The organism is Corallococcus sp. AB032C, from assembly GCF_003668935.1.
GTDB lineage: Bacteria > Myxococcota > Myxococcia > Myxococcales > Myxococcaceae > Corallococcus > Corallococcus exiguus.
In genome coordinates this window covers 1-21,279 of the sequence record NZ_RAWP01000061.1, presented here as the reverse complement: position 1 = coordinate 21,279, position 21,279 = coordinate 1, and the positions used below count along the sequence as shown (strand labels likewise).

Below are 21,279 nucleotides of genomic sequence, written 5' to 3'. Positions count from 1 at the left end.
CCGGATCCGCTCCGGGGCACGGCCGCTCGCGTGGGGGGACCGACTAGTTGGGCGCGTTGCGGTACTCGAAGTCCTCGAGCGTCATCAGGTAGTCCTTCTTGTCCTCGCGGTACCGGAAGCAGTAGCGCGTCGGGTAGAGGCCGGAGGCCTCCATCGCCGGAGGCGCCTTGATGGGGCGGCAGTCATCGGCGGGCTTGCTCTTGGCGAAGCCGCCCTCGACGACGGTCTCGAAGTACGTGATGTGGCCGTCGTAGGCGCCGTAGACGAACGCCTGCGTGAAGGGCTCGCCGTTGAAGGGCGACTCGGCGATGTCCGCCAGGTGGTTGCCCATGCGCGCGGACACGCCCTTCTGGTTCTCGAAGCCCGTCGGGTAGAAGGGCGCCGGCGGATCCTTGATGGCCTTCGCGTAGTCGTTGCAGTCCGTGTAGACGCCGCACGGGCCGGTGCGGATGAAGTTACGCGTCACGAAGTCCTGCATGAAGAAGTGCAGGTCGAAGTGCCCCTTGTCGAACGCGCCGATGGGGCCGTGGCCCCGGCCCTGCCAGTTGAACATGATCCACTGGAAGGGGACGTCCTTCATCTTGGGGAACCAGAGCACGCGCTCGTGGCCGCCGTTGCACTCCTTCTCCGGGTCCGTCACGCCGTCGTTGTTCATGTCCCAGCACGTCTGCCCGTCGTTCGTCGGCAGATGGGGCAGCATGGGCAGCGTGTCCATGGCGGCCTGATCCACGGTGACGCCAATGGCCTTCACGGAGCCGTCCGCGTTCTTGTGGATGATGGACTGCACGTAACCGTCGCCAAACGACACGCGGTTCTCCATCAGGTCGCACGTGCCGCGGTACGCGCCGTCCTTCAACCGCTTGGACAGCTCCTTCTCGGAGACCTTCTGGACCTTGTTGTCGACACAGGCGTCGACGGTCTCCCCTTCATCGGAACAGCCGGCCATGCCCAGCAGGGCCGCACCCAGGATCCACGGACTCAGACGATGAAACACGGTTGCACTCCTTGTGAACGAAACGAGATGAACGAAGCAGAAGCCCTGGCTCAGGCGCGCAGGGCGGACGACAGCGAGCCCACGAGCGCGTCGAGCCCGTGGCTGAACAGGGTGTAGTGATTGCCTTCCAGCTCCACGAGCTGGCCGCCCGAGGTGAGCCGCAGCCACGCCTCCGCGTTCTGCCTCGAGGCGCCTCCGGGCTGCGCGCCCCGGCAGAACCAGACGCGGCCGGCGTAGGGCCGGGCCTGGTATGCGGTGAGGGCGCGCATGTTCGCCTTGAACACCTCCGCGTGCGCCCCCAGCGTCGCGCGGTCGAGCTCCGGAGCAATGGCCTCCTGCGCCCGCAGGTCCTCCACCACGCGCTCCAGCACCGCGTCCGCGGGCAGGGCCCGCAGCGCGCCGGCATCCACCGAGACGCGGCGGGCCGACAGGGCGCCCAGGTCCTCGGCGAAGCGCGCCATCAGCGCCGCCTCGTCCATGGCGTCCCCGCCCTGCCCCGCTGGCGGGACGAGCACGTCGATGAGCGCGAGCGTGGAGACGGTGTCCCCTGCCGCCTGGAGCTGGCGCGCCATCTCGTAGGCGACGACGCCGCCCATGGACCAGCCACCCAGGTGATACGGGCCGCGCGGCTGCACGTCGCGCAGCGCCTCCAGGTACGCCGCGGCCATGGCCTCGATGGACCGGGCCGGCGCGCCGGGCGGCACCTGGAGCCCGAAGACGGGCTGATCCGTCCCCAGCTTCCGCGCCAGCTCCGCGTAGCAAAGGACGCTGCCTCCCACCGGGTGCACGAGGAAGAGCGGAGGACGCGTGCCCGCGGGCTGGATGGGCACCAGCGCGCCACGCCCCTCGCGCCGCGGAGCCTCCGGTCCGGCCAGGGACTCGGCGAGCAGCGCGATGGTGGGCATCTCGAAGAGGGTCGCCAGCGGCAGCTCCCGGCCCACCTCCTGACGCAGCCGCGCCATCAGCCGCACCGCGAGCAGCGAGTTGCCTCCCACCTCGAAGAAGTTGTCGTGGACGCCCACGGGCCCCGGCAAGAGCCCATCCCAGAGGCCGGCCAGCGTCTTCTCCAGCTCCGTGCGCGGCGGCACCTTGACGCCGGTCTGCTTCGGCGGCTGCGTGCCCTCCAGGGCCGGCAGCGCGCCGCGATCCACCTTCCCGTTCGTGCTGAGCGGCAGCGAATCCAGCGTCACGAAGGTCTGCGGCACCATGTACTCCGGCAGCTTCGTCCGCAGCGCCTCGCGCAGCGCGTCCAGCGCTGGGGGCGCCTCCGCGTCCAGCACCACGTAGGCCACGAGCCGCTTGTTGCCCCGCTTCTCTCCCACGGCGGACGCGACGGCGGCGCGCACGCCCGGGTGCTGGAGCAGCGCGTTTTCAATCTCGCCCAGCTCGATGCGGAAGCCCTGGACCTTGACCTGGAAGTCCTCGCGGCCCAGGAACTCGATGTCGCCGGACGGCAGGAAGCGGCCCAGGTCTCCCGTGCGGTACAGCCGCTCGCCCGTCAACGGGTGGCGGATGAAGCTTCCGCGGGTCTTCTCCTCGTCGCGCCAGTAGCCGCGCGCGACGCCCACGCCGCCGATGAAGATCTGCCCCGGCACCCAGGTGGGGCACGGCATCAGCGCGTCGTCGAGCACCAGCATCTGCTGGTTCAGCATCGCCTTGCCGTAGGGGATGCTGGGCCAGGCGGGGTCCACGTCGCCAATGGGGTACACGATGGACCAGATGGCCGCCTCGGTGGCGCCGCCCATGCTGTAGACGGCGGCATCCGGCGCCACGGCGTGGATGCGCTCCGGCAGCGACACCGGGATCCAGTCGCCGCTCATCATCACCGTCTTCAGCTGGGGCCACGTCTCGCCCAGGCCCGCCAGGTGGTCGGCCATCATCTCCATCAGCGCCGGGACGCTGTTCCACACCGTCACGCGGTGCTCGCGCACCAGGTGCAGCCAGCGGCCGGGCTCGCGCAGCTCGCCGGGCTCCGGGATGACCAGCGCGCCGCCCGCGGCCAGCAGGCCGAAGACGTCCCACACCGACAGGTCGAAGTTCATCGCGGACAGCGCGAAGCCCCGGCTGTCCGCGCCGACGCCGTAGCGCGTGTTGACGTCCAGCAGCGTGTTGAGCGCCGACCGGTGTTCAATCATCACGCCCTTGGGGTGCCCCGTGGAGCCGGACGTGTAGATGACGTAGGCCAGGTCGTCCGGACGCTGCACGCTCGGCAGCGCGTCCGCGGACGGCCGCTGCGCCTCCGGCCCGTCGATGGCCAGCACCGCGCTGGGGTCCACGCCCGCCAGCTCCAGCTTGAGCCAGGACTGGGTGAGCACCTGCTTGGCGCCCGTGTTCTCCAGGAGGTAGCGCAGGCGCGCCGGAGGCAGGTGCGAGTCAATGGGCACGTACGCGGCGCCGGACTTGAGGACGCCCAGCGCGGCGACGACCTGCTCCCAGCCCTTCTCCATCACCAGGGCCACGAGCGCGTTGGGCTTTGCCCCCTGCTCGCGCAGCCACCGCGCGACGCGGTTGGAGGCGGCGTCCAGCTCGCCATAGGTGAGCGTGCGGCGCGAGGTGATGACCGCGGGCTGGTCCGGCTGGAGCGCGGCGGCCCTCACGAACGGCTCGTGCATCAGGCCCCGAGCCACGGGCGCGGCCGTCGCGTTGGCCTCCCGGCGGACGTCCAGCTGCTCCGGAGGCACCAGCAGCCGGGTGCGCTCCGTCCACGCGGCGGGCTCCGCCGCCAGCCGCGTCACCAGGCCCGAGTAGGCCTGGAACATGGCGTCGATCATCCCCGCCGGGAACAGCTCCTCCACCACGTCCCAGTTGAGGACGAGTCCACCGCCGTCCTCCACCACCTGGTGATCCAGGAACACCTGGGGCGTGCGGATGCTGCTGTGGATCTCCTCGCCGCCCGTGCCCATGGTGAGCAGGTGCTGGGCCAGGCCGGCCGGAGCGGCGTCGCCTTCGCGCGAGTGGAAGTTGATGGTGCTCGCGTAGACGACGGGCATGCGGGCGCGCCGCATGTCGCCGTCGCGCCGGTTGAGCTCACGCAGCACGCGCACGCCGCTGAACGACGCGTGGTCCAGGTCGTTCCACAGCTGCTGCTGGAGCCGCTGCGCCCGCGAGGAGATGGACTCCGCGCGCTCCACCTGCACCTCCAGCAGCGTGGTGGCGCTGAAGTTGCCGAGCACCCGGTCCACATGCGGGTGCAGCGGCACGCGGTTGAAGAACAGCACGTTGAGCGTGAAGGCGCGGCTGCGGCCCCAGGTGGCCAGGATCTCGGAGTAGGCCGCGCACATCACCATGGAGGGCGTGACGCCCGCCTCGCGCGCCAGCTCCTTGAAGCGCGCCCACTGCGCCTTGGGCAGCCGGAACGAGCGGTGCGTGAAGCGCGGCAGCTCCAGCGTGCCCGGGTGGCGGGCCATGGGGAGCTCCGGCGCGGGCGGCAGCTTGGGGACGCGGTCGAGCCAGTACTTCTCCGCGGCGGCGTACGCAGGGCCAGACTCCAGCGCCTGCACGCCCAGCACGTAGTCGCGGAAGGTGATGTCGATGGGCCGCAGCGCCCCGGCGCCCTCGCGGTACACGGCGGACCATTCCTTGAAGAGCAGCGACGTGCTCCACGCGTCCACCACCAGGGCGTCGAAGCCCAGGTGCAGCCGCGTGCGCTCGCCGTCCAGCCGCGTGGCCCGGACGTCGAACAGCGGGAAGCGGTCCGTCTGGAAGACCTGGGTGGCCATCTCCGTGCGCAGCGCCGCGAGCGCGCGCTCGACCTGGGACGCGTCCTGGCCCCGCAGGTCCACCGTGCGGATGACGAAGGACGGCACCGTGGACAGCACCCGCTGCTGCCCGTCCGGCGTCACCACCGCGCGCAGCATGTCGTGGCGCTGGATGACGACGTCCAGGCTCGAGCCCAGCCGCTCCAGGTCCACGCCCAGCAGGTCCACCTCCAGGAAGAAGTAGGTGGACACGCCGCCCAGCTCGAAGGAGCGGGTGCGGCCCAGCAGGTACGCCTGCTGGAGGTCCGTCATGCCGAAGGGCTGGTGGCGCCCTTCCCCGTCATGCACGAGCACCTCCACCGGGGCCGGCTCCGCGCTCGCGGTCCGCGCCGGCTCCGCCGCGCTGCTCGCGGGAGGCGCCTCCAGCGACAGCTGACCGAGGATCTCCGAGCACAGGGCCTTGAGGCTCGCGCCCGCCAGGAGCCCGCCGAGCGACAACGCCACGTTCAGCTCGTTGGCGACCGCGCTCTTGAGCTCCAACGCCATCAGCGAGTCGAAGCCAGCGTGCGCCAGCGGCGCGTCCACGTCCACGTCCGAAGCGGACGCGCGCAGGATGACGGCGACCTGAGCGCGCAGCCACTCCACGATCCGGGGCGTGCGCTGCGCCACCGGCAGGCGCGCGAGCACGTCCCGCAGGCCGGACGAAGCGGGACGGGCGGCGCTCGCCGACGGCGTGACTTCCGCGCGCGTCACCTTCTGGAGCGCCTGCACCGTCGTGCGCTTGAGCAGCGCTCCTTCAGCGCGCAGGAAGACGCGGCCCTGCGCGTCCGCCACGTCCACGTCCGCGACAATCGTCGTGTCCCCGTCCTTCCAGGGGCGCAGCCGCACGTGGGCCCGGGTCGCGGTCGCCGGGGTGGCGGGACCGACGACGAAGCGGGCGACCTCGACGATCATGTAGATGGCGTCCTCGGGCACGTCGCCCGGCAGGCACGCGAAGACCGCCTGGAAGAGCGCGTCCACCAGGCCCGGGTGGACGCGGTAGCCCTCCGCCTCCTTCGCGTCGGGCGCGCGCATCGTCGCGAGCGCCTCGCCCTCACGGAAGCGGACCTGCTCAATCCACCGCGCCGAGTGCCCAAGCACCAGTTGGCGCTTCTCCATGCGCGCGTAGAACTCCGCGCCGTCCAGCGTCCGCGTGCAGCGCGCGAGGATGGCGTCCGCGGACTCCAGGCCCTTCTCCTCCTGGGCCTCCGCGAGCCGTCCCTCCACGTGCACCGCCCAGGCGCTGGAGTCCTCCGAAGCCCCCGGCGGCAGGCTGTGGAGCGCGAAGCCACGCTCACCCTTCGCGTCCGGTGGCTCCACCACCAGGTGCGCGACGCGCGTCTCGTCGTCGTCCATGAGGAGCCCGCGCCGGACCGACAGGCCCTCCACACGGCAGGCTCCGGCTCCCGGCGTCAGCGCGTGCCAGGACTGAAGCGCGGCCTCCAGGAAGACGCCCACGTTCACCACCCGCATCCCGCCCATCCGGCAGTCCGCCAGACACGGGTGCTGGGCCGCGTCGTACCGCACGCGGAACTGCGCCGCGGGCAGCGGCGACGGCAGCCGGCTCCCCAGCAGCGTCGTCGAAGCGGTCTCCTCCCGCACCGGGGCCGAGGACCGGGCCGCCGCACCGGGCGCGGGGGCGGCGTACCAGTACCGCTTCCGGTCGAAGGTATACGTCGGCAGCGGGACCCGGCGCGGCTCGAGGCCCGCGTGCAGGCTGTCCCAGTCCAGGTCGGCGCCGCGCGTGTACAGGGCGCCCGCGCTCTCCAGCATGGAGCGCTGCGCGGACAGCCCCTTGCGCATCGAGGGCAGGAAGGCGCGGTCCCCCGCGGGCGCGTAGCGCTTCACCATGCCGATGAGGTGGGGCGCGGGGCCCACCTCCACGAAGGTGTCGAAGCCGTTCTCGAACAGCCACTCCATGCTGGCCTGGAAGCGCACGGCCTCGCGGGCGTGGTCGCGGAAGTAGCGCGGCCCCAGCGTTCCGGCGTCCACGGGCCGGCCCGTCAGATTGGAGATGAGCGGGAGGGACGGCTCATGGAACGTGAGCCCGGACGCGGCCTGCTCCAGCGCGTCCAGCATCGGATCCAGCAGCGGCGAGTGGAACGCCTGCGAGACGTTGATGCGCTTGTGCTTGTGACCCTGCGCCATCAGCGCCTGGAGCACCTGCTCCACGGCGTCCACCTGGCCGGAGATGACGATGTTGTCCGGCGCGTTCACCGCGGCCACGGACACGCGGTCGGCCTTCCCCTCCAGCGCCGCCCGCACCTGGGCCTCGCTGGCGAAGACGGACGCCATCGCGCCCGCCGCCGGGAGCGCCTGCATGAGCGCGCCGCGCACGGCGAGCAGCGCCACGGCCGCCTCGGGCTCGAAGACGCCCGCGACGCAGGCCGCGACGTACTCACCCACGCTGTGGCCCAGCACCGCCGAGGGGACGACGCCCCAGCTGCGCCAGAGCATGGCGAGCGCGTACTCCACGGAGAAGAGCGCGGCCTGGGTGTAGCGGGTCTGATCCAACAGCCCCGCCGTGAAGCCCTCCCCTCGCAGGAGCGTGAGCAGCGGCACGTCCCAGTGGGACTTCAGCGCCTCCGCGCAGCGATCCAACGCCTGCCGGAACACCGGCTGCGAGGCGTGCAGCTCCACCGCCATGCCCGGGAACTGGCTACCCTGGCCGGTGAAGAGGAAGGCCACCTTCGGCCCCTGCCCCACCTGCGCGCGGCCCAGGGACGCACCCGCCGGCAGCTCCCCCGCCGCGACGGCGGACAGCGCGTGCTGGAGCGACTCCAGGTCGTCCACGGGCAGCGCCACGCGCTCCGCGAACCGGGCCCGGCCGGTGTTCACGCTGAAGCACACGTCTTCCAGGAGCAGGTCGCGCTTCGCCGCCAGATGCAACGCGTGCCGGCCCGCCAGCCGCGCCAGCACCGCCGGACTGCGCGCGGACAGGGTGAAGAGCTGCGTGCCGGGCTCGAAGGCCCGCGCCGGGCGCACCACGGCCGGGGCCTCCTCCACCACCAGGTGGGCGTTGGTCCCGCTCGCGCCGAACGAGCTCACCCCCGCGATGCGAGGACGCTCCGCGCGCGGCCACGCCTCCGGCCGGGTGGAGATGGCCACCGGCAGCGCCTCCAGATCGATCTCCGGGTTCAGCTCCCGGAACTGGACCTGGGGCGGCAGCTCCTCGTTCTGGAGCGCGAGGATGACCTTCATGAGGCCCGCGGCCCCCGCCGCCGGCTCCAGGTGGCCGATGTTGGCCTTGATGGACCCGATTTGGATGCGGTCGCCTTCCGCGCGACCCTCGCCCAGCGCCGCGCCCAGCGCGCGGACCTCTATCGGGTCACCGAGCGGCGTCCCCGTGCCATGCGTCTCCACATAGCTGACGCGGTCCGCCCCCACGCGCGCGGCCTTGAGCGCACCGCGGATGACGTCCTGCTGCGCCGCGGGGTTGGGCACCGTGAGCCCGCCGCTGCGGCCGTCCTGGTTGACGCACGAGCCGCGGATCAGCGCGTGGATGTGGTCCTTCGCCGCCACCGCGTCCGACAGGCGCTTGAGCACGAAGACGACACAGCCCTCGCCGCGGGTGTAGCCGTTGGCGTCGCGGTCGAACGTCTTGCAGTAGCCGTCCGGCGACAGCATGCCCGCGCGCGACAGCACCACGAACCACTCCGGCGACAGCAGCACGTTGACGCCGCCCGCCAGTGCTAGCGAACACTCTCCCGCGCGCAAGCTTTGACATGCCTGGTGCAGGGCGACGGCGGAAGATGAACAGGCGGTGTCCACGGACAGGCTGGGACCGCGCAGGCCCAGCCAGTACGACAGGCGCCCGGCCGCGAACGTGGACGCGTTGCTGGTGAGGCAGTAGGCGTCCAGCTGATCAATGGGCGTCTCCTGCATCAGCTTCTGGCAGTAGTCGTAGTTGGTGATGCCCACGAACACGCCGGCCATGCTCCCCTCGAGCTTGTCGAAGGGCTGCGCCGCGTTCTCCAGGGCCTCCCAGCTCACCTCCAGGAACAGGCGCTGCTGGGGATCCAACGTCGCGGCTTCGCGCGGGGAGATGCCGAACACGCCCGCGTCGAACTTGTCGACCTGCTCCAGGAACCCGCCCTTGAAGGGCTGTCCGTCCGGGGTCGCCGCGGCGCCGCGCTCCTGGGGGAAGGTGCGGATGCCGTCGCCTCCGGAGCGCAGGAAGCGCCACAGCGTGGAGGGGTCGTCATTGCCGCCCGGCAGGCGGCAGGACATGCCGACCACGGCGATGGGCTCGGAGCGCTGGGACTCGACGGCGTCGAGCTTCCCGCGGAACTCACGGATGCGCTCCAGGGCACGCTGGAGCAGTTCGTCGCGGTTGGACGCTTCGGTGGAAACCGGCGGGGTGCTCATGACAGGTCCTTGCTGGAGATGGAGGAGGTCTCTTCGAGTTCACGCGCCAGGAGGTCGGCGATGCTGTCAGTGCCGCCTCCCGTCGCCAGGCTCTGGCCTCTGAAGGGTGGGGACGCCTCACGCGGTGGAGTGGGAGGCGCGGGGGGCGGCGTGAGGAACGTGCCCAGCTGCCGGGACAGACGCTCCACGGTGGGGTGCTCGAAGATGACGGTCACGGCGAACTTGCGTCCCAGCTGCTGCTCCAGCCGGTTGCGCAGCTGTCCGGCCATCACGGAGTCCATGCCCATCTGGAAGAAGCCACCCTTGGGGTCGAGCCGGGCGGCGTCGAACTTCAGGATGCGAGCCACCTCCGCGTGCACCAGGCTCCGCAGCTTCGTGGCGCGCTCGCGCTCCGGCAGCTCCGCCCAGCCGGCCAGCTGCGGCGAGGCCGGGGTGCGGACCTCGGCGGGGCGGCGGGCGGGTTCCGGGGGCGTGTCACGCACCGCCGCGCGGGGCAGCTCCAGGCTGGTGGAGCGCACCGACGCGAGCATCGTGACGGGCCGCTCCTTGAACCAGAAGGACTCGCGCTCGAAGGGATAGGTCGGCAGGCGGAGGAAGTGCCCGTGGGGCGCGAGCAGCCGCTCCAGGCGCAGGCCCAGCCCAGCAGCGTGGAGCGCCGCCGCGGACGTCAGCATCGCCCCCAGCGCATCCTGGCTCCCACGGAGGCAGGACACCGCCAGCACGTCCGTCAGGCCCTGGCGCGCGGCGGCCTCCTCCACTGGCGCGGTGAGCACCGGCTCCGCGCCCAACTCCACGAAGAGCACGTGGCCCGCGCGCAGCGACTCCTCGATGCCCGGCAACGCCTGCGCGGGCCGGCGCAGGCACCGCGTCCAGGCGCCAGCGCCCAGGGACTCGCCGTCCAGCACCGTCCCGTCCGCCGAGTACAAGGGCACCGCCGTGGGCCGGGGCGTCAGTCCCGCGAGCGCCGCGCTCAGCGCTCCGGCGGCCGCGTCTCCCTTCGCCAGCAGGGCGCCGCACTCACGGACGACGCGCGCGGCGTCCTCCAGCGACAGCGCTCCCGCGACGTGGGCCGCGGCGATCTCCCCCACTCCCTGCCCGAGCACCGCACCCGGCTCGACGCCCCACGAGCGCCACAGCTCGGCGAGCGCCACCTGCACTGCGAAGTGCTCACCCACCCCGTCCGCGCCCTGCCCCAGCTGGAGCGCGCCGCGACAGCGCTCCAGGGCCTGGGCGAACACCGGACAGTCGCGGCCCAGCGCCGCGAGCCGGGCCCCTGACAGCCGGGGCTCCGCGGGGAAGAGGAACACCGGGCGTCCCGGCCTTCCGGAGGTGCCCGTCCATGCGCCCGGGGGCCGGACGTCCTGCTGGAGCGCGCGCAGCTGCTGGAGGGCCTCCTCCCGGGTGCGGACGACGAGCCCCACCCGGTGGTCGTGGTGCGTCCTGCGCAGCGCGGCCGTGGCGCAGACGTCCTCCAGCGTTTCATGCTGGCCGGTACCGCTCGTCAGGTGGTCCGCCAGACGCCGGGCCACATTCGACAGCGCCGTGCGGCCGCGGGCGGAGAGCACCAGCAGGTGGGCGCGCTCCGCGCCAGACACGGAGGGCCGTGCGGCGGCCTCGGGGCGCGCGGACTCCAGGGTGCCCAGCACGACGTGCGCGTTGGTGCCGCCCGCGCCGAACGAGCTGACCGCGCCGTAGCGGCGCTCCGCGGGGTCCGTCCACGGCGTCGACTCCGTGGGCACGTAGAGGCGCGTGCCATCCAGCGAGATGTGCGGGTTGAGCGCCTGGAAGTGCAGGTTCGCCGGGATGACGCCGTGCTTGAGCGACAGCGCGACCTTGAGGATGCCGACGATGCCGGCGCCCGCCTCCAGGTGCCCGATGTTCGTCTTGATGGAGCCGAGCGCGCAGGGCCGCCGCTCGCCCTCCGCGGCGCCGTAGATTTCAGAGAGGGCCTCCACCTCGATGGGGTCGCCCAACGACGTGCCCGTCCCGTGCGCCTCGATGAGCCCCACCTCCGAGCCGGTGAGCCGCGCGCGCTCCAGCGCCTTGCGGATGACGGCCCGCTGGGCCCCGCCGTTGGGGGCCGTGAGGCCGTTGCTGAGCCCGTCCTGGTTGACGGCCGAGCCGTGGATGACGGCCCACACCGGGTCCCCGGCCGCCAGCGCGTCCGACAGGCGCTTGAGCACCACGACGCCGCAGCCCTCGCCGCGGACGTAGCCATCCGCGCGCGAGTCGAACGTCTTGCAGCGCCCATCCGGCGCCAGCGGCAGGCCCTTGGAGTGCGCCACCGACACCACGGGCGACAGCAGCAGGTTGAGCCCGCCCACGATGGCGGTGGAGCTCTCCCCGTGGCGCAGGCTCTGGCAGGCCTGGTGGACCGCGACGAGCGACGAGGAGCAGGCCGTGTCGAAGGCCATGCTCGGCCCGCGCAGGTCCAGCAGATACGAGAGCCGGTTGGGGATGATGCAGTTGGTGCCGCCCACCAGTGAGTACGTGCCCAGCACCTGCGGCTCGGAGAGCTGGAGCTGGAGGTAGTCGTTCCCGTTGGCGCCCACGAAGACGCCGGTGTCCGTGCCCGCGAGCGCCTTCGCGCTCAGGCCCGCGTCCTCCAGCGCGTGCCACGCCACCTCCAGGAAGAGGCGCTGCTGCGGATCCATCTGCTCCGCTTCACGGGGCGAGATGCCGAAGAAGTACGGGTCGAAGCGGTCGGGCGCGTCCAGGAACGCGCCGTAGCGCATGTGCATCCGCCCCGGCGTGGCCACGTCCGCGTCGTAGTAGCGCGACAGGTCCCAGCGGTCCGCGGGCACCTCGCTGACGGCGTCCACCTTGCCGCGCAGCATCTTCCAGAGGGTCTCCGGGGTCTCCCCGCCCCCCGGGATGCGGCACCCCAGGCCGATGATGGCGATGGGCTCCCGGCCCCGGGACTCCAGGGTCTCGAACCGGGCCCGGAGGTCCTTCAACGCGTCGAGGCTGCGCTTGAGCAGCGTGGGATCATTCGCGGTGGGCAGTGGGGCCGTCATGGTCAGGACTCCTTGATGAGCTGGTGGACCTGGACGAGTTCGGCCTCCAACAGCCGCTCGAGATCCAGGTCGGAAGGCAATGCCGCGTCGGCGGGACCGGCGGGTGGGGCGGGCGCTGGCGGGACGACGCGCGCCGGAGCGGACCGGGCCGCTGGAGCGGACGAGGCCTGGCTCAGGACGAACCCCGTCAGCGCCTCCACCGTGGGGTGGTTCCAGAGCACGGTGGCGGAGAGCCGGATGCCGGTGCGCGCCTCGATGCGGTTGCGCAGCTCCAGCGACATGACGGAGTCCATGCCCAGGGTGCGCAGCGGCTGGTCCACGGGGACGCGCGCCGGGGCCAGCTTGAGCACCGTGGCCACCACCTGCCGCAGCTCGTCCTCGGCGCGGGCCCGCCGCCGCGAGGGCTCCAGCGCGCCCAGCTCGTCGAACAGCGTCCGGGACGGAGCGGCGACCGGGCGGGCCTCGTCACTCCGGGCGACGGAGGGCCGCGCCACGTCGAGCACGCGGACCTTCAGCCCGTCGACGTGGAACAGCGGCTCGCCCGCGTCGGTGAACGCCACCACGTCCACCAGGAACACCGGGCCCTCACCGCCCGGACGGCGTTGCGCGTGGACGTGGAAGGCCCCCTCCGGGAGGCGGTGGAGCGCGAACCCATCCACCCCGACGCTGATGAGCTGCCGGCCCCGGAACACCAGGCTGGGCGGCAGCGTGGCGATGGAGAGCTGGAGCGCGGAGTCGATGCAGGCCACCCGCGCCAGCTCCGGGTCCACGGAGGCCGCGGGCGCGAGGATGCGCCCCAGCGCCTGCGCCTCGCGGGACCAGACGCAGTCCACGCCGCGGAAGGCGGCGCGGTACTCCAGCCCGCAGCCCGCCAGCAGCTCGTAGTACCGCACGGAGTCCAGCAGCATCGCCGCGGAGCCGCGCAGCGAGTCCCGGAGCGCCAGCGCTTCCTGCGCCCGCTCCCGGCCCACCGCCGCCGCCGGCCCCGTGTCCACCAGGGCCCGAGCGTGGGGCACCCACGTGCGTCCCTCGCCCTGGGAGAACACCTGGAGCTCGCGCTGCGCGTCGCGCACGGAGAGCACGGTCTGCACGCGCGGCGCGGGCTCGGAGCCCAATATCAGCGGCTGCGGGAATGCGATGTCCCTCAGCGCCACGGGCGCGGCCCCCAACACCTCCCTCGCGGCCCCCAGCGCCATGGACAGGAAGACGGCGCCGGGAACCACGGCGTCACCGCCCACGCGGTGGTCGGCGAGGAAGCCGGACACGTCCGCGCCCCACTCGGCCTGCCAGTGGTGCAGCCGCGGCTCCACGGCGGACGGGAAGTGGCTGCCCAGGAGCCCCTCGCCGCTCGGACGGCTGGCGGCGACGGGAGCACGGACCGCGGGAGCCGGTTCCAGCCAGAAGCGCTCGCGCTGCCAGGGGTAGGAAGGCAGCGGCACGCCGGGGCGCCCCGCGCGGGTGACGGCGCTCCAGACGGGCTCCAGGCCTCGCGTGTAGAGCGCCGCCACGGAGCGCAGCAGCGTCTCGCGCTCGGACTCGTTGCGCCGCAGCGACGGCAGCACCTCGCCCGGCTGATCCACGTCCGCCAGCTCCTGCTCCACGGCGGGCAGCAGGATGGGATGCGGGCTCATCTCGATGAAGACGTCGTGTCCCGCCTCGCGCGCGCGCCGGACCGCCGAGGCGAAGAGGACGGGATCGCGCAGGTTGCGCACCCAATAGCCCGCGTCGAAGTCGCGGCCGTCCGTCACCGCGTCCAGGACCGTGGAGTGGATGGGCACCGCCGACGGCGCGGGCTGGACTCCCGCCAGCACCTCAAGCAGCTCGCCCTTCAGCGCGTCCATCTGCGGACTGTGGGAGGCGACATCCACCTTGACCCAGCGCCAGAAGACGCCGCGGGCCTGGAGCGCCTGGGAGATGACCTCCAGCGCCTGTGGCTGGCCCGACAGCACGGTGGAGCGGGAGCTGTTGCTCACGGCCACGGCGACCTGCGCCTCGTGGCCGCGCAGGACCTCCCGGGCCTCGTCCAGCGTCAGCTCCGCGGCGAGCATGGCGCCCTGCCCGCTCACCCGGCGGAGCAGCTGACTGCGGCGGCAGATGATCCGCGCGGCGTCCGCCAGGTTCAGCGCGCCCGCGACATACGCCGCCGCGACCTCGCCCATGCTGTGGCCGATGACCGCCTTCGGCCGCACGCCCCACGAGCGCCAGAGCGCGGCCAGCGCCACCTCCACGGCGAAGAGCACCGGCTGCACCACGTCCACCCGGGCCATCCGGGACGCGGACTCGGACGCCTCCAGCTCCTCCAGCACGGACCAGCCGGTGAGCGCGTGGATGGCGGCGTCGCACCGCATGATCTCCGCGCGGAAGGCCGGCTCGTCGCGCAAGAGCTGCCGGGCCATTCCGTGCCACTGCGAGCCCTGCCCCGGGAAGACGAACACCACGGAGGGCGCCTTCGCGAGCGCCGGGGTCACCAGCCGCTCATGGGGCTCGCCCCGGGCGAACGCGTCCAGCGCCTGGGCCAGGTCCTCCCCTCCGCGCGCGACCACCGCCAGCCGCTCCGCGTGGTGCGTCCTGCGCAGCGCGGCCGTGGCGGCGACGTCCTCCACCTGTGTCCAGGGCGCCTGGCGAAGCGCCCCGGCCACGCGCGCCGCCAGCTCCCGGAGCGCCTGCGGGGTATGGGCGGACAGCGGCACCAGCGCGTCGCGGGCGGCGGAGGGGGCCGCCCCCGCGCATCCCAGACGGAACAGCGTGGCGCGCGCTTCGTACAGGGCCAGCCGCTCGTCCTCGTCCCGCGTGGTGGACGGCAGGACGACAGGGGGCGGCTGCCGGCCCTCGGCGGCCTGCTGCAGGGCTCCCACCAGCACGGGGTGCGGGCTGAGCTCCACCAGCGCGTCCACGCCGTCGGCCACCAGCGACGCGAGCACCGGGGCAAGCCACACCGGCGTGCGAAGGTTCTGGCCGAAGTAGCGCCCGTCCACCTCCGGCCCCTCCATCCGCCGCCGCAGCGCGGTGGAGATCATCGGCAGGCGCGCGGGCTTCGGACGGAGCCCGGCGAGCACCGTCTCCAGCTCCGGGAGGATCTCGTCGATTTGCGGGCTGTGCGCGGCGACGTTCACGCGGATCCGCGCGCACAGCTCCTTGCGGCGCTTCAGCTCCGCGAGGAGCGCGTCGAGCGCGGCCGGGTCTCCGGACAGCACGGTGGACCGGGGGCCATTGTGGCCGGCCAGCACCACCGCCCCGCCCGTGGCCTCCAGGAGCCCGGTCAGCGCGTCGGGCGGCAGGTTGACCACGGCCATGCCGCCCCGGTCCGCCAGCAGCTTCTGCAGGCGGCTGTAGTGGTGGATGACGAGCGCCGCCTCCTCCAGGTCGAGGATGCCCGCGATGTGCGCGGCGGCGATCTCCCCCAGGCTGTGCCCCACGACGACGTCCGGGGTGATGCCCCAGGCGCGCCACTGCTCCGCCAGGGCCACCTGGAACGCGAAGAGGAGCGGCTGCACCACGTCCACGTCGTCGTAGCGGGCAATGCCCTCCGCCTTGAACAGCTCCTCCCGGAGCGACTGGCCGGAGTGGACCGCCAGGGCCGCGTCCACGCGCTCGAAGGCCGCGCGGAAGGCGTCCTCCGTGAGCAGCATGCGCCGGCCCATGCCCACCCACTGGCCGCCCTGCGGAGCGCAGACGAAGGCCACCTTCGGAGGCCGGCCAGGCGCCGTCCCCAGCGTCACCGTCCCCGCCACGCCGTCCAGGAACCCGCTCAAGCGCGCCACCAGCTCGCCCCGGGTGCGCACGCACACGGTGAGCCGCTCCGGGCCGGAAGCCTCCGGCGCCAGCACCGCGTGGAGCGCGTCGAGCGGCACCCCGGTCCGCAGGGCGTCGAGCGCGCGGCGGGCCTCGGCCTTCAGGGCCTCGGTTCCGGACGCCGCCAGCCCCACCCAGGCGAGCCGCGATGGCGGGGCCTCCTGGAGCACGACGTGGGCGTTGGTGCCGCCCCAGCCGAACGCGCTGACACCCGCCACGGCCAACCCGTCCGGCACCGGCCACGCGCGGGTCTCACGCGAGACCTCCAGCCGGAGTTCCTCGAAGGGGATGAGCGGGTTGGGCCGCGTGAAGTGGAGGCTGGGCACCACCGTGCGCTGCTCGACGCACAGGCAGGCCTTGAGGAAGCCGGCGATGCCCGCGGCCCCCTCCAGGTGACCGATATTGGTCTTCACCGAGCCGATGACCAGCGGCGGGCCCTCGCCACGCGCCTTCGCGAACACGGCCCCGAGCGCGCCCGCTTCAATGGGGTCTCCCAGCGCCGTCCCCGTGCCGTGCGTCTCCACGTAGCCCACCGCGCCGGGCGCCACGCCCGACCGCGCGTGGACCTGCCGCAGCAGCTTCTCCTGGGCCTCCGGGTTGGGCGCCGTGAGGCCGTTGCTCGGCCCATCGTTGTTGCTGCCCGTGGCGCGGATGACGCAGCGGATGGTGTCGCCCGCGGCGAGCGCGGCGGAGAGAGGCTTGAGGACCACCACGCCCCCGCCCTCTCCGCGCCCGAAGCCGTCCGCGCTCGCGTCGAAGGCCTTGCACACGCCGTCCGGCGACAGGCCTCCGAAGCGGGACAGCGCCACCATGGTGTGCGGCGAGGCCATCACGCTGACGCCGCCGACGATGGCCGTGGTGCTCTCCCCCGCCCACAGGCTCTGGCAGGCCAGGTGGACCGCCACCAGTGACGACGAGCACGCCGTGTCGAGGACGAGGCTGGGCCCCTGGAGGCCCAGCACGTACGACAGCCGGTTGGCGATCATGTTGAGCGCCTGCCCGGTGGCCGTGTGCGGCGTGATGCGCCCCGGCTCCGCGCCGCCCAGCTCCGCGTAGTCACGCCAGATGGCGCCGACGAACACGCCCGTCGCCGTCGCGTGCAGCTCGCGCGGGACGATGCCCGCGTCCTCGAGCGCCTCCCACGCCAGCTCCAGGAACAGGCGCTGCTGCGGATCCATCTCCGCCGCCTCGCGCGGGGAGATGCCGAAGAACAGCGGATCGAACCCCGCGATGTCTGGCAGGAACCCGGCGCGGCGCGGCACCGGCGCGCTGCCCCCGCCGCGATCCGCCTGCTGCAGCCGCCCGTCCGCCCAGCGCCCGGAGGGGACCTCCGACACCGCGTCGCGCCCGGTGCGCAGCAGCTCCCAGAACGCGGTGAGGTCCGCCGCGCCCGGAAGGCGGCAGGCCATGCCCACCACCGCGATCGGCTCGTCGCGGGCCACGGAAGGCCCGGCGACCTCCACGTGAGCCGTGGCGTCCGCGTCACCCGTGGCCAGGTGCCGCAAGAGCGCGTCCACGCTGGGGTGGCGCCAGAAGACCGTGGGAGACACCTCGCGTCCGGCCAGCTCCGACAGCGTCCGGCCGAGCGCCACCGCGCCCAGAGAGTCCAGCCCGTAGTGGCTGAAGGGCCGGCGGGAGTCGATCTGCTCTGGCGACAGGCCGTTGCGGCGCGCCATTGCCTCCAGCAGGTGTGACCTGAGCGCGGACAGCACGGACGCGTCCGTCACAGGATCAGAGTTCGTCGGCGCACCCATGGCATTTCCCCCTGTCAGCCCTTCCCCAAGGGCCCGGTTTCCACGTCAGCGCAAGGCAGACCCCACCCGCGCCTGAAGCCACTCAAGACACGACAAGACCGTCACCGCGAACGCGGACTCGCGCGCCAGCGCGAAGGGCCTGGGCGCGAAACATCGGATGTATGGGAGGAAGCCCTGGGGCCTGGCCCAGGGCCTCCGAGCACTACGCCTGGCGCGCCGCCGCCCCGGACGGGCGGGTCCACGCGAATTCCTTCAGCGCCGGCTCCAGCTCCACGCCGCCCAGGTGGTTCGCGTAGTTCACCAGCACCTGCTGGGAGAGGGCCAGGATGACGTCGAGCGCGTTGGCGCTCGTGAAGCCCTGGGCCGTGAACCGGCTCCAGAGGTCGTCTCCCACGGTCCCCTTCTCACGGACCACCGTCCGGGTGAACTCCGCGAGCAGCTCCAGCCGTGGATCCGGCAGCGTCGTCCCCGACCGGAGCGCGGCCACGAGCGCATCCGGAACCTGGAGCTTGCGACACAAGAAGCTGTGGAAGGCCATGCAGTACGAACAGTCGTTCTCCCAGCCGATGGTCATGATGACCACCTCGCGCTCCACGGCGCCCAGGGAGGACTGGGCCAGCAGCGGCCCCATCTGCGCGAAGGCCTGCGTCACGCCGGGCGACTCCGCGATGAGCCCCAGCAGGTTCGAACGGAAACCGGCGGACTTCTCCACCGCGGCCAGCACCGGACGGGACTGCTCCGGCGCGCTCTCAATCGTATGAATCCTCAGTCGCCCCAAGACTCACCCTCCCCAAAAATGGAATGTTGGATTCAGTTGACAATGCCACCGCGAGAAATCCGTTTCAACAAAGAATCACATCCATTTCAATTTTCCCTTGCGCACTGACGCCTGATTTATGGGGATTTTATGTATGATTATTTCTCCAAAAATCACACGTGATTTCGAGGACTTACGATTCCCGGAGAAGAATCGACAGGTCCGGCGTAACGCCGGCCTGGGGTCGCGACCTTAATGACTGGCAAGCCGCAATCATGCGGCCTCAGGAGTTCTCAATGTCCCGTCTGAACCTTGTCGACGCTTCGCACGCCACGCTCAAACCCATCAAGGAGAAGCTGGGCGCCAACCTGCCTCCGCCGGTCCGGGTGCTTGCCAATTCGCCCGCGGCGATGAGCGCCTTCTTCGCGCTGCACGGGACGCTGGGCCAGGGGCAGCTGACGCCGCGCGTCCGCGAGCAGATCGCGCTCGCGGTGGGCAACGCGCAGGGCTGCCGCTACTGCGTCTCGCACCACACCCAGCTGGGCCGCAAGACGGGCCTCTCTGATCAGGAGCTGGATCAGGCGCGTTCCGGCAAGGCGCCGGACGCCAAGGTGGAGGCGGCGCTCCAGTTCTCCCGTCAAATCGCGGCGCGCCGCGGCGCGGTGACGGACGCGGAGCTGGCGGCGGTGCGTGCCGCGGGCTGGAACGACGGTGACGTGGTGGAGATCCTGGCGCAGGTCGTCGCCACCACCTTCGGCAACTACCTCAACCACCTGGCCCAGACGGAGATCGACATCCCGCCCGTGGACCTGGTCCCAGCGGCGGTCATCGACGGAATCCACGCGTGACAGCGACCTTCGAGCCCGGGGCCCGCTTTCCCGACCTGGAGTTGCGGGACGGGACGGGCAAGCCCACGCGGCTGGGCGAGGCCATGGGCGGCGAGGCGGCGGTGGTGTTCTTCCTCCGCAACGCGGCCTGTCCGGTGTGCCGCAACCACTTGAAGACGCTGGCGAAGCGCCAGGGCGACATCGCGGCGAACCAGGCGAAGGTGATCTCGGTCATCCCGGATGGGCCCGAGGAGGCGCGGGAGCTGGCCACCTGGCTGGGGGTGCCGGTGCCGGTGCTGACCAGCGGGACGGGCACGCACGCGGAAGCGGGCCTGGAGCCGATCCTCTGGGGCAAGCTGCAGCCGAGCGGCACCGTGCTGCTGGCCCCCTCCCGAGAGGTCGTCTACGGGAGGCAGTCCGCCCTGCCGCCGCTGGGCTTCAACGAGAAGGAGCTGATGACCGCGCTCGCGCGTGGGGCGCACCGCCCGGTTTAGGCGACGGCGCAAGTCATCATGCGTCATCCGGGTCTTCCGGCCTTCCCTCTTCGGCGGCTTTCGCCGAAGGGGGTTAGGATGGCGGAGCCATGCCTGATGACAGCTCCCCGGACGCCGCCACCGAGCGCGCCCAGTTCCTTTCCTGGATCACCCTGCTCGTCCACCAGCACCGTGCGCGACTGGTGACGAGCGCGAGGCGCCGGGGTCTACCTCCCGAGGACGCGCTCGATTGCGTCCAGGACGCCTTCGTCACCTTCCTGCGGATGCCGGAGGCCACGACACTGTCGGCCCGCTCCAGCGAGGTCGAGCGCCTTCTGTCGACGCTGGTGGCCCACGCCGCACTGAATCAGCGGCGCAAGCTGGCGCGCCGGGCGCTGCCGACCGAGATCGAATTGTCCGAGGTGGCCTCCGACCTGCCTTCAGCGGACACGCTGGTGGCGGAGGCGGAGGCGCGGGTGAGCCTGGTGCGATGTGTCCAGCAGCTGTCGCAGATGCAGCAGGCGGTGATCCGCCTCCGGCTCCTGGATGAGTGTCCGGGCGAGGAGGTCTCCACGCTGCTGGAGATCTCGCCGGAGAACGCCCGCATCCTCCTGTTCCGCGCGCGCCAGCGCCTGCGGGAGTGCCTGGTGCTGGCGATGAAGGACCCCGGGCCGCCCGACATGGCCGCCGCGGAGACCGCGCCGCGGTCCCTGCAGGACACCGGCAGCGACCAGCGCCTCCGGCAGTCCTGAGCGAACGCTACAGCACGTCCGCGCGCAGGTCGGGGAACACCTTCCCCACCTTGCCGAGAAGGTAGTCACCGTACGTGCCCCGGAAAGCATGCACGCTCTGCCGGTCCCACCGCTCCGCGTGGTCGTCCGCGCCCGCGTCCTTCAAAGCGGGTGAGTCGATGGCCGCGATCTCCGCCGTCCAGTCCGGATCGAAGAAGAACGGCAGCGACAGCCGGTCGCGGCCCGCGCGATTGAGCACCCGGTGCGGCGTGGAGCGGTACACACCGCGCGTCATCCGGTCGAGCATGTCGCCGATGTTGCACACGAACGCGTCCTCCACCGGCGGCGCATCCACCCACCGCGTGTGCCCGTCCTGGCGCGTCTTCACCTGGAGCCCGCCCGCGTCGTCCTGCTTGAGGATGGTGAGCACGCCGTAGTCGGTGTGCTCGCCCACGCCCCACACCGGAAGCCCTTGCGCGTCCACCTCCGGGCCCGGCGGGTAGTTGAAGATGCGGAACAGTACCGTCGGATCCGCCATGTACCGAGCAGCGAAGAAGTCCGCCTCCAGGTCCAGGCTGAGCGCGATGCCGGACATCAACGCGTGTCCCAGGGACGTCAGCACCGCCATGTACGCCAGCACCGCGCCGCCCAGCCCGTCTGGCTCAAGGGGGAACAGGTTGGGTCCATGCAGCGGAGTGCCGGCGCGCACGCGAGGGTCATCCGGCGGCAGCTCCGTGCCGAAGTACAGTCCCTCCTTACGATCCGGCCGGCCCGACGTGAGCTCCCCGCCCACGGGGAAGAAGCCCCGCCAAGCCCTCCCCCCGAGCGC

9 protein-coding genes are annotated in these 21,279 nt (G+C 72.3%); 3 read left to right on the top strand and 6 right to left on the bottom strand.

The window, feature by feature from the left end:
• Nucleotides 1–43: 43 nt before the first annotated feature.
• The 5 genes from D7X99_RS24800 to D7X99_RS24780 all read right to left on the bottom strand — a co-directional run bounded on the left by D7X99_RS24800 (nt 44) and on the right by D7X99_RS24780 (nt 18,440).
• Nucleotides 44–994: a hypothetical protein gene (locus D7X99_RS24800; RefSeq protein WP_120594351.1), complete on the bottom strand. Its 951-nt coding sequence runs from the start codon at nt 992–994 to the stop codon at nt 44–46.
• Between the two features lie 50 nt (nt 995–1,044).
• Complete coding sequence (locus D7X99_RS24795; protein ID WP_121779946.1) at nt 1,045–9,099, bottom strand: non-ribosomal peptide synthetase/type I polyketide synthase; 8,055 nt, start codon at nt 9,097–9,099, stop codon at nt 1,045–1,047.
• Entirely contained in the window at nt 9,096–12,116 is a 3,021-nt protein-coding gene (locus D7X99_RS24790) for a type I polyketide synthase (RefSeq protein WP_121779945.1), read from the bottom strand. The genes D7X99_RS24795 and D7X99_RS24790 overlap by 4 nt, the downstream gene beginning before the upstream one ends.
• A gap of 2 nt (nt 12,117–12,118) precedes the next feature.
• Nucleotides 12,119–17,662 carry a type I polyketide synthase gene (locus D7X99_RS24785; RefSeq protein WP_121779944.1) on the bottom strand — a complete coding sequence of 1,848 codons (5,544 nt, stop codon included), beginning with the start codon at nt 17,660–17,662 and terminating at the stop codon, nt 12,119–12,121.
• A 202-nt stretch (nt 17,663–17,864) separates the two neighbouring features.
• Nucleotides 17,865–18,440: a carboxymuconolactone decarboxylase family protein gene (locus D7X99_RS24780; protein ID WP_126933717.1), complete on the bottom strand. Its 576-nt coding sequence runs from the start codon at nt 18,438–18,440 to the stop codon at nt 17,865–17,867.
• Between the two features lie 275 nt (nt 18,441–18,715).
• On the opposite strand from D7X99_RS24780, the gene D7X99_RS24775 reads away from it, so the two are divergent.
• The 3 genes from D7X99_RS24775 to D7X99_RS24765 all read left to right on the top strand — a co-directional run bounded on the left by D7X99_RS24775 (nt 18,716) and on the right by D7X99_RS24765 (nt 20,471).
• Nucleotides 18,716–19,267: a carboxymuconolactone decarboxylase family protein gene (locus D7X99_RS24775; RefSeq protein ID WP_158627064.1), complete on the top strand. Its 552-nt coding sequence runs from the start codon at nt 18,716–18,718 to the stop codon at nt 19,265–19,267.
• A complete protein-coding gene (locus D7X99_RS24770) occupies nt 19,264–19,740 on the top strand; it encodes a redoxin domain-containing protein (protein ID WP_120594346.1) in 477 nt (158 codons plus the stop codon). Before D7X99_RS24775 ends, D7X99_RS24770 begins: the two co-directional genes overlap by 4 nt.
• Before the next feature lie 89 nt (nt 19,741–19,829).
• Nucleotides 19,830–20,471: an RNA polymerase sigma factor gene (locus tag D7X99_RS24765; RefSeq protein WP_121779942.1), complete on the top strand. Its 642-nt coding sequence runs from the start codon at nt 19,830–19,832 to the stop codon at nt 20,469–20,471.
• Between the two features lie 7 nt (nt 20,472–20,478).
• On the opposite strand, the gene D7X99_RS24760 is transcribed toward D7X99_RS24765, so the two are convergent.
• On the bottom strand, nt 20,479–21,279 hold an 801-nt coding region (locus D7X99_RS24760; protein ID WP_147476250.1), incomplete at its 5' end, for an isopenicillin N synthase family oxygenase.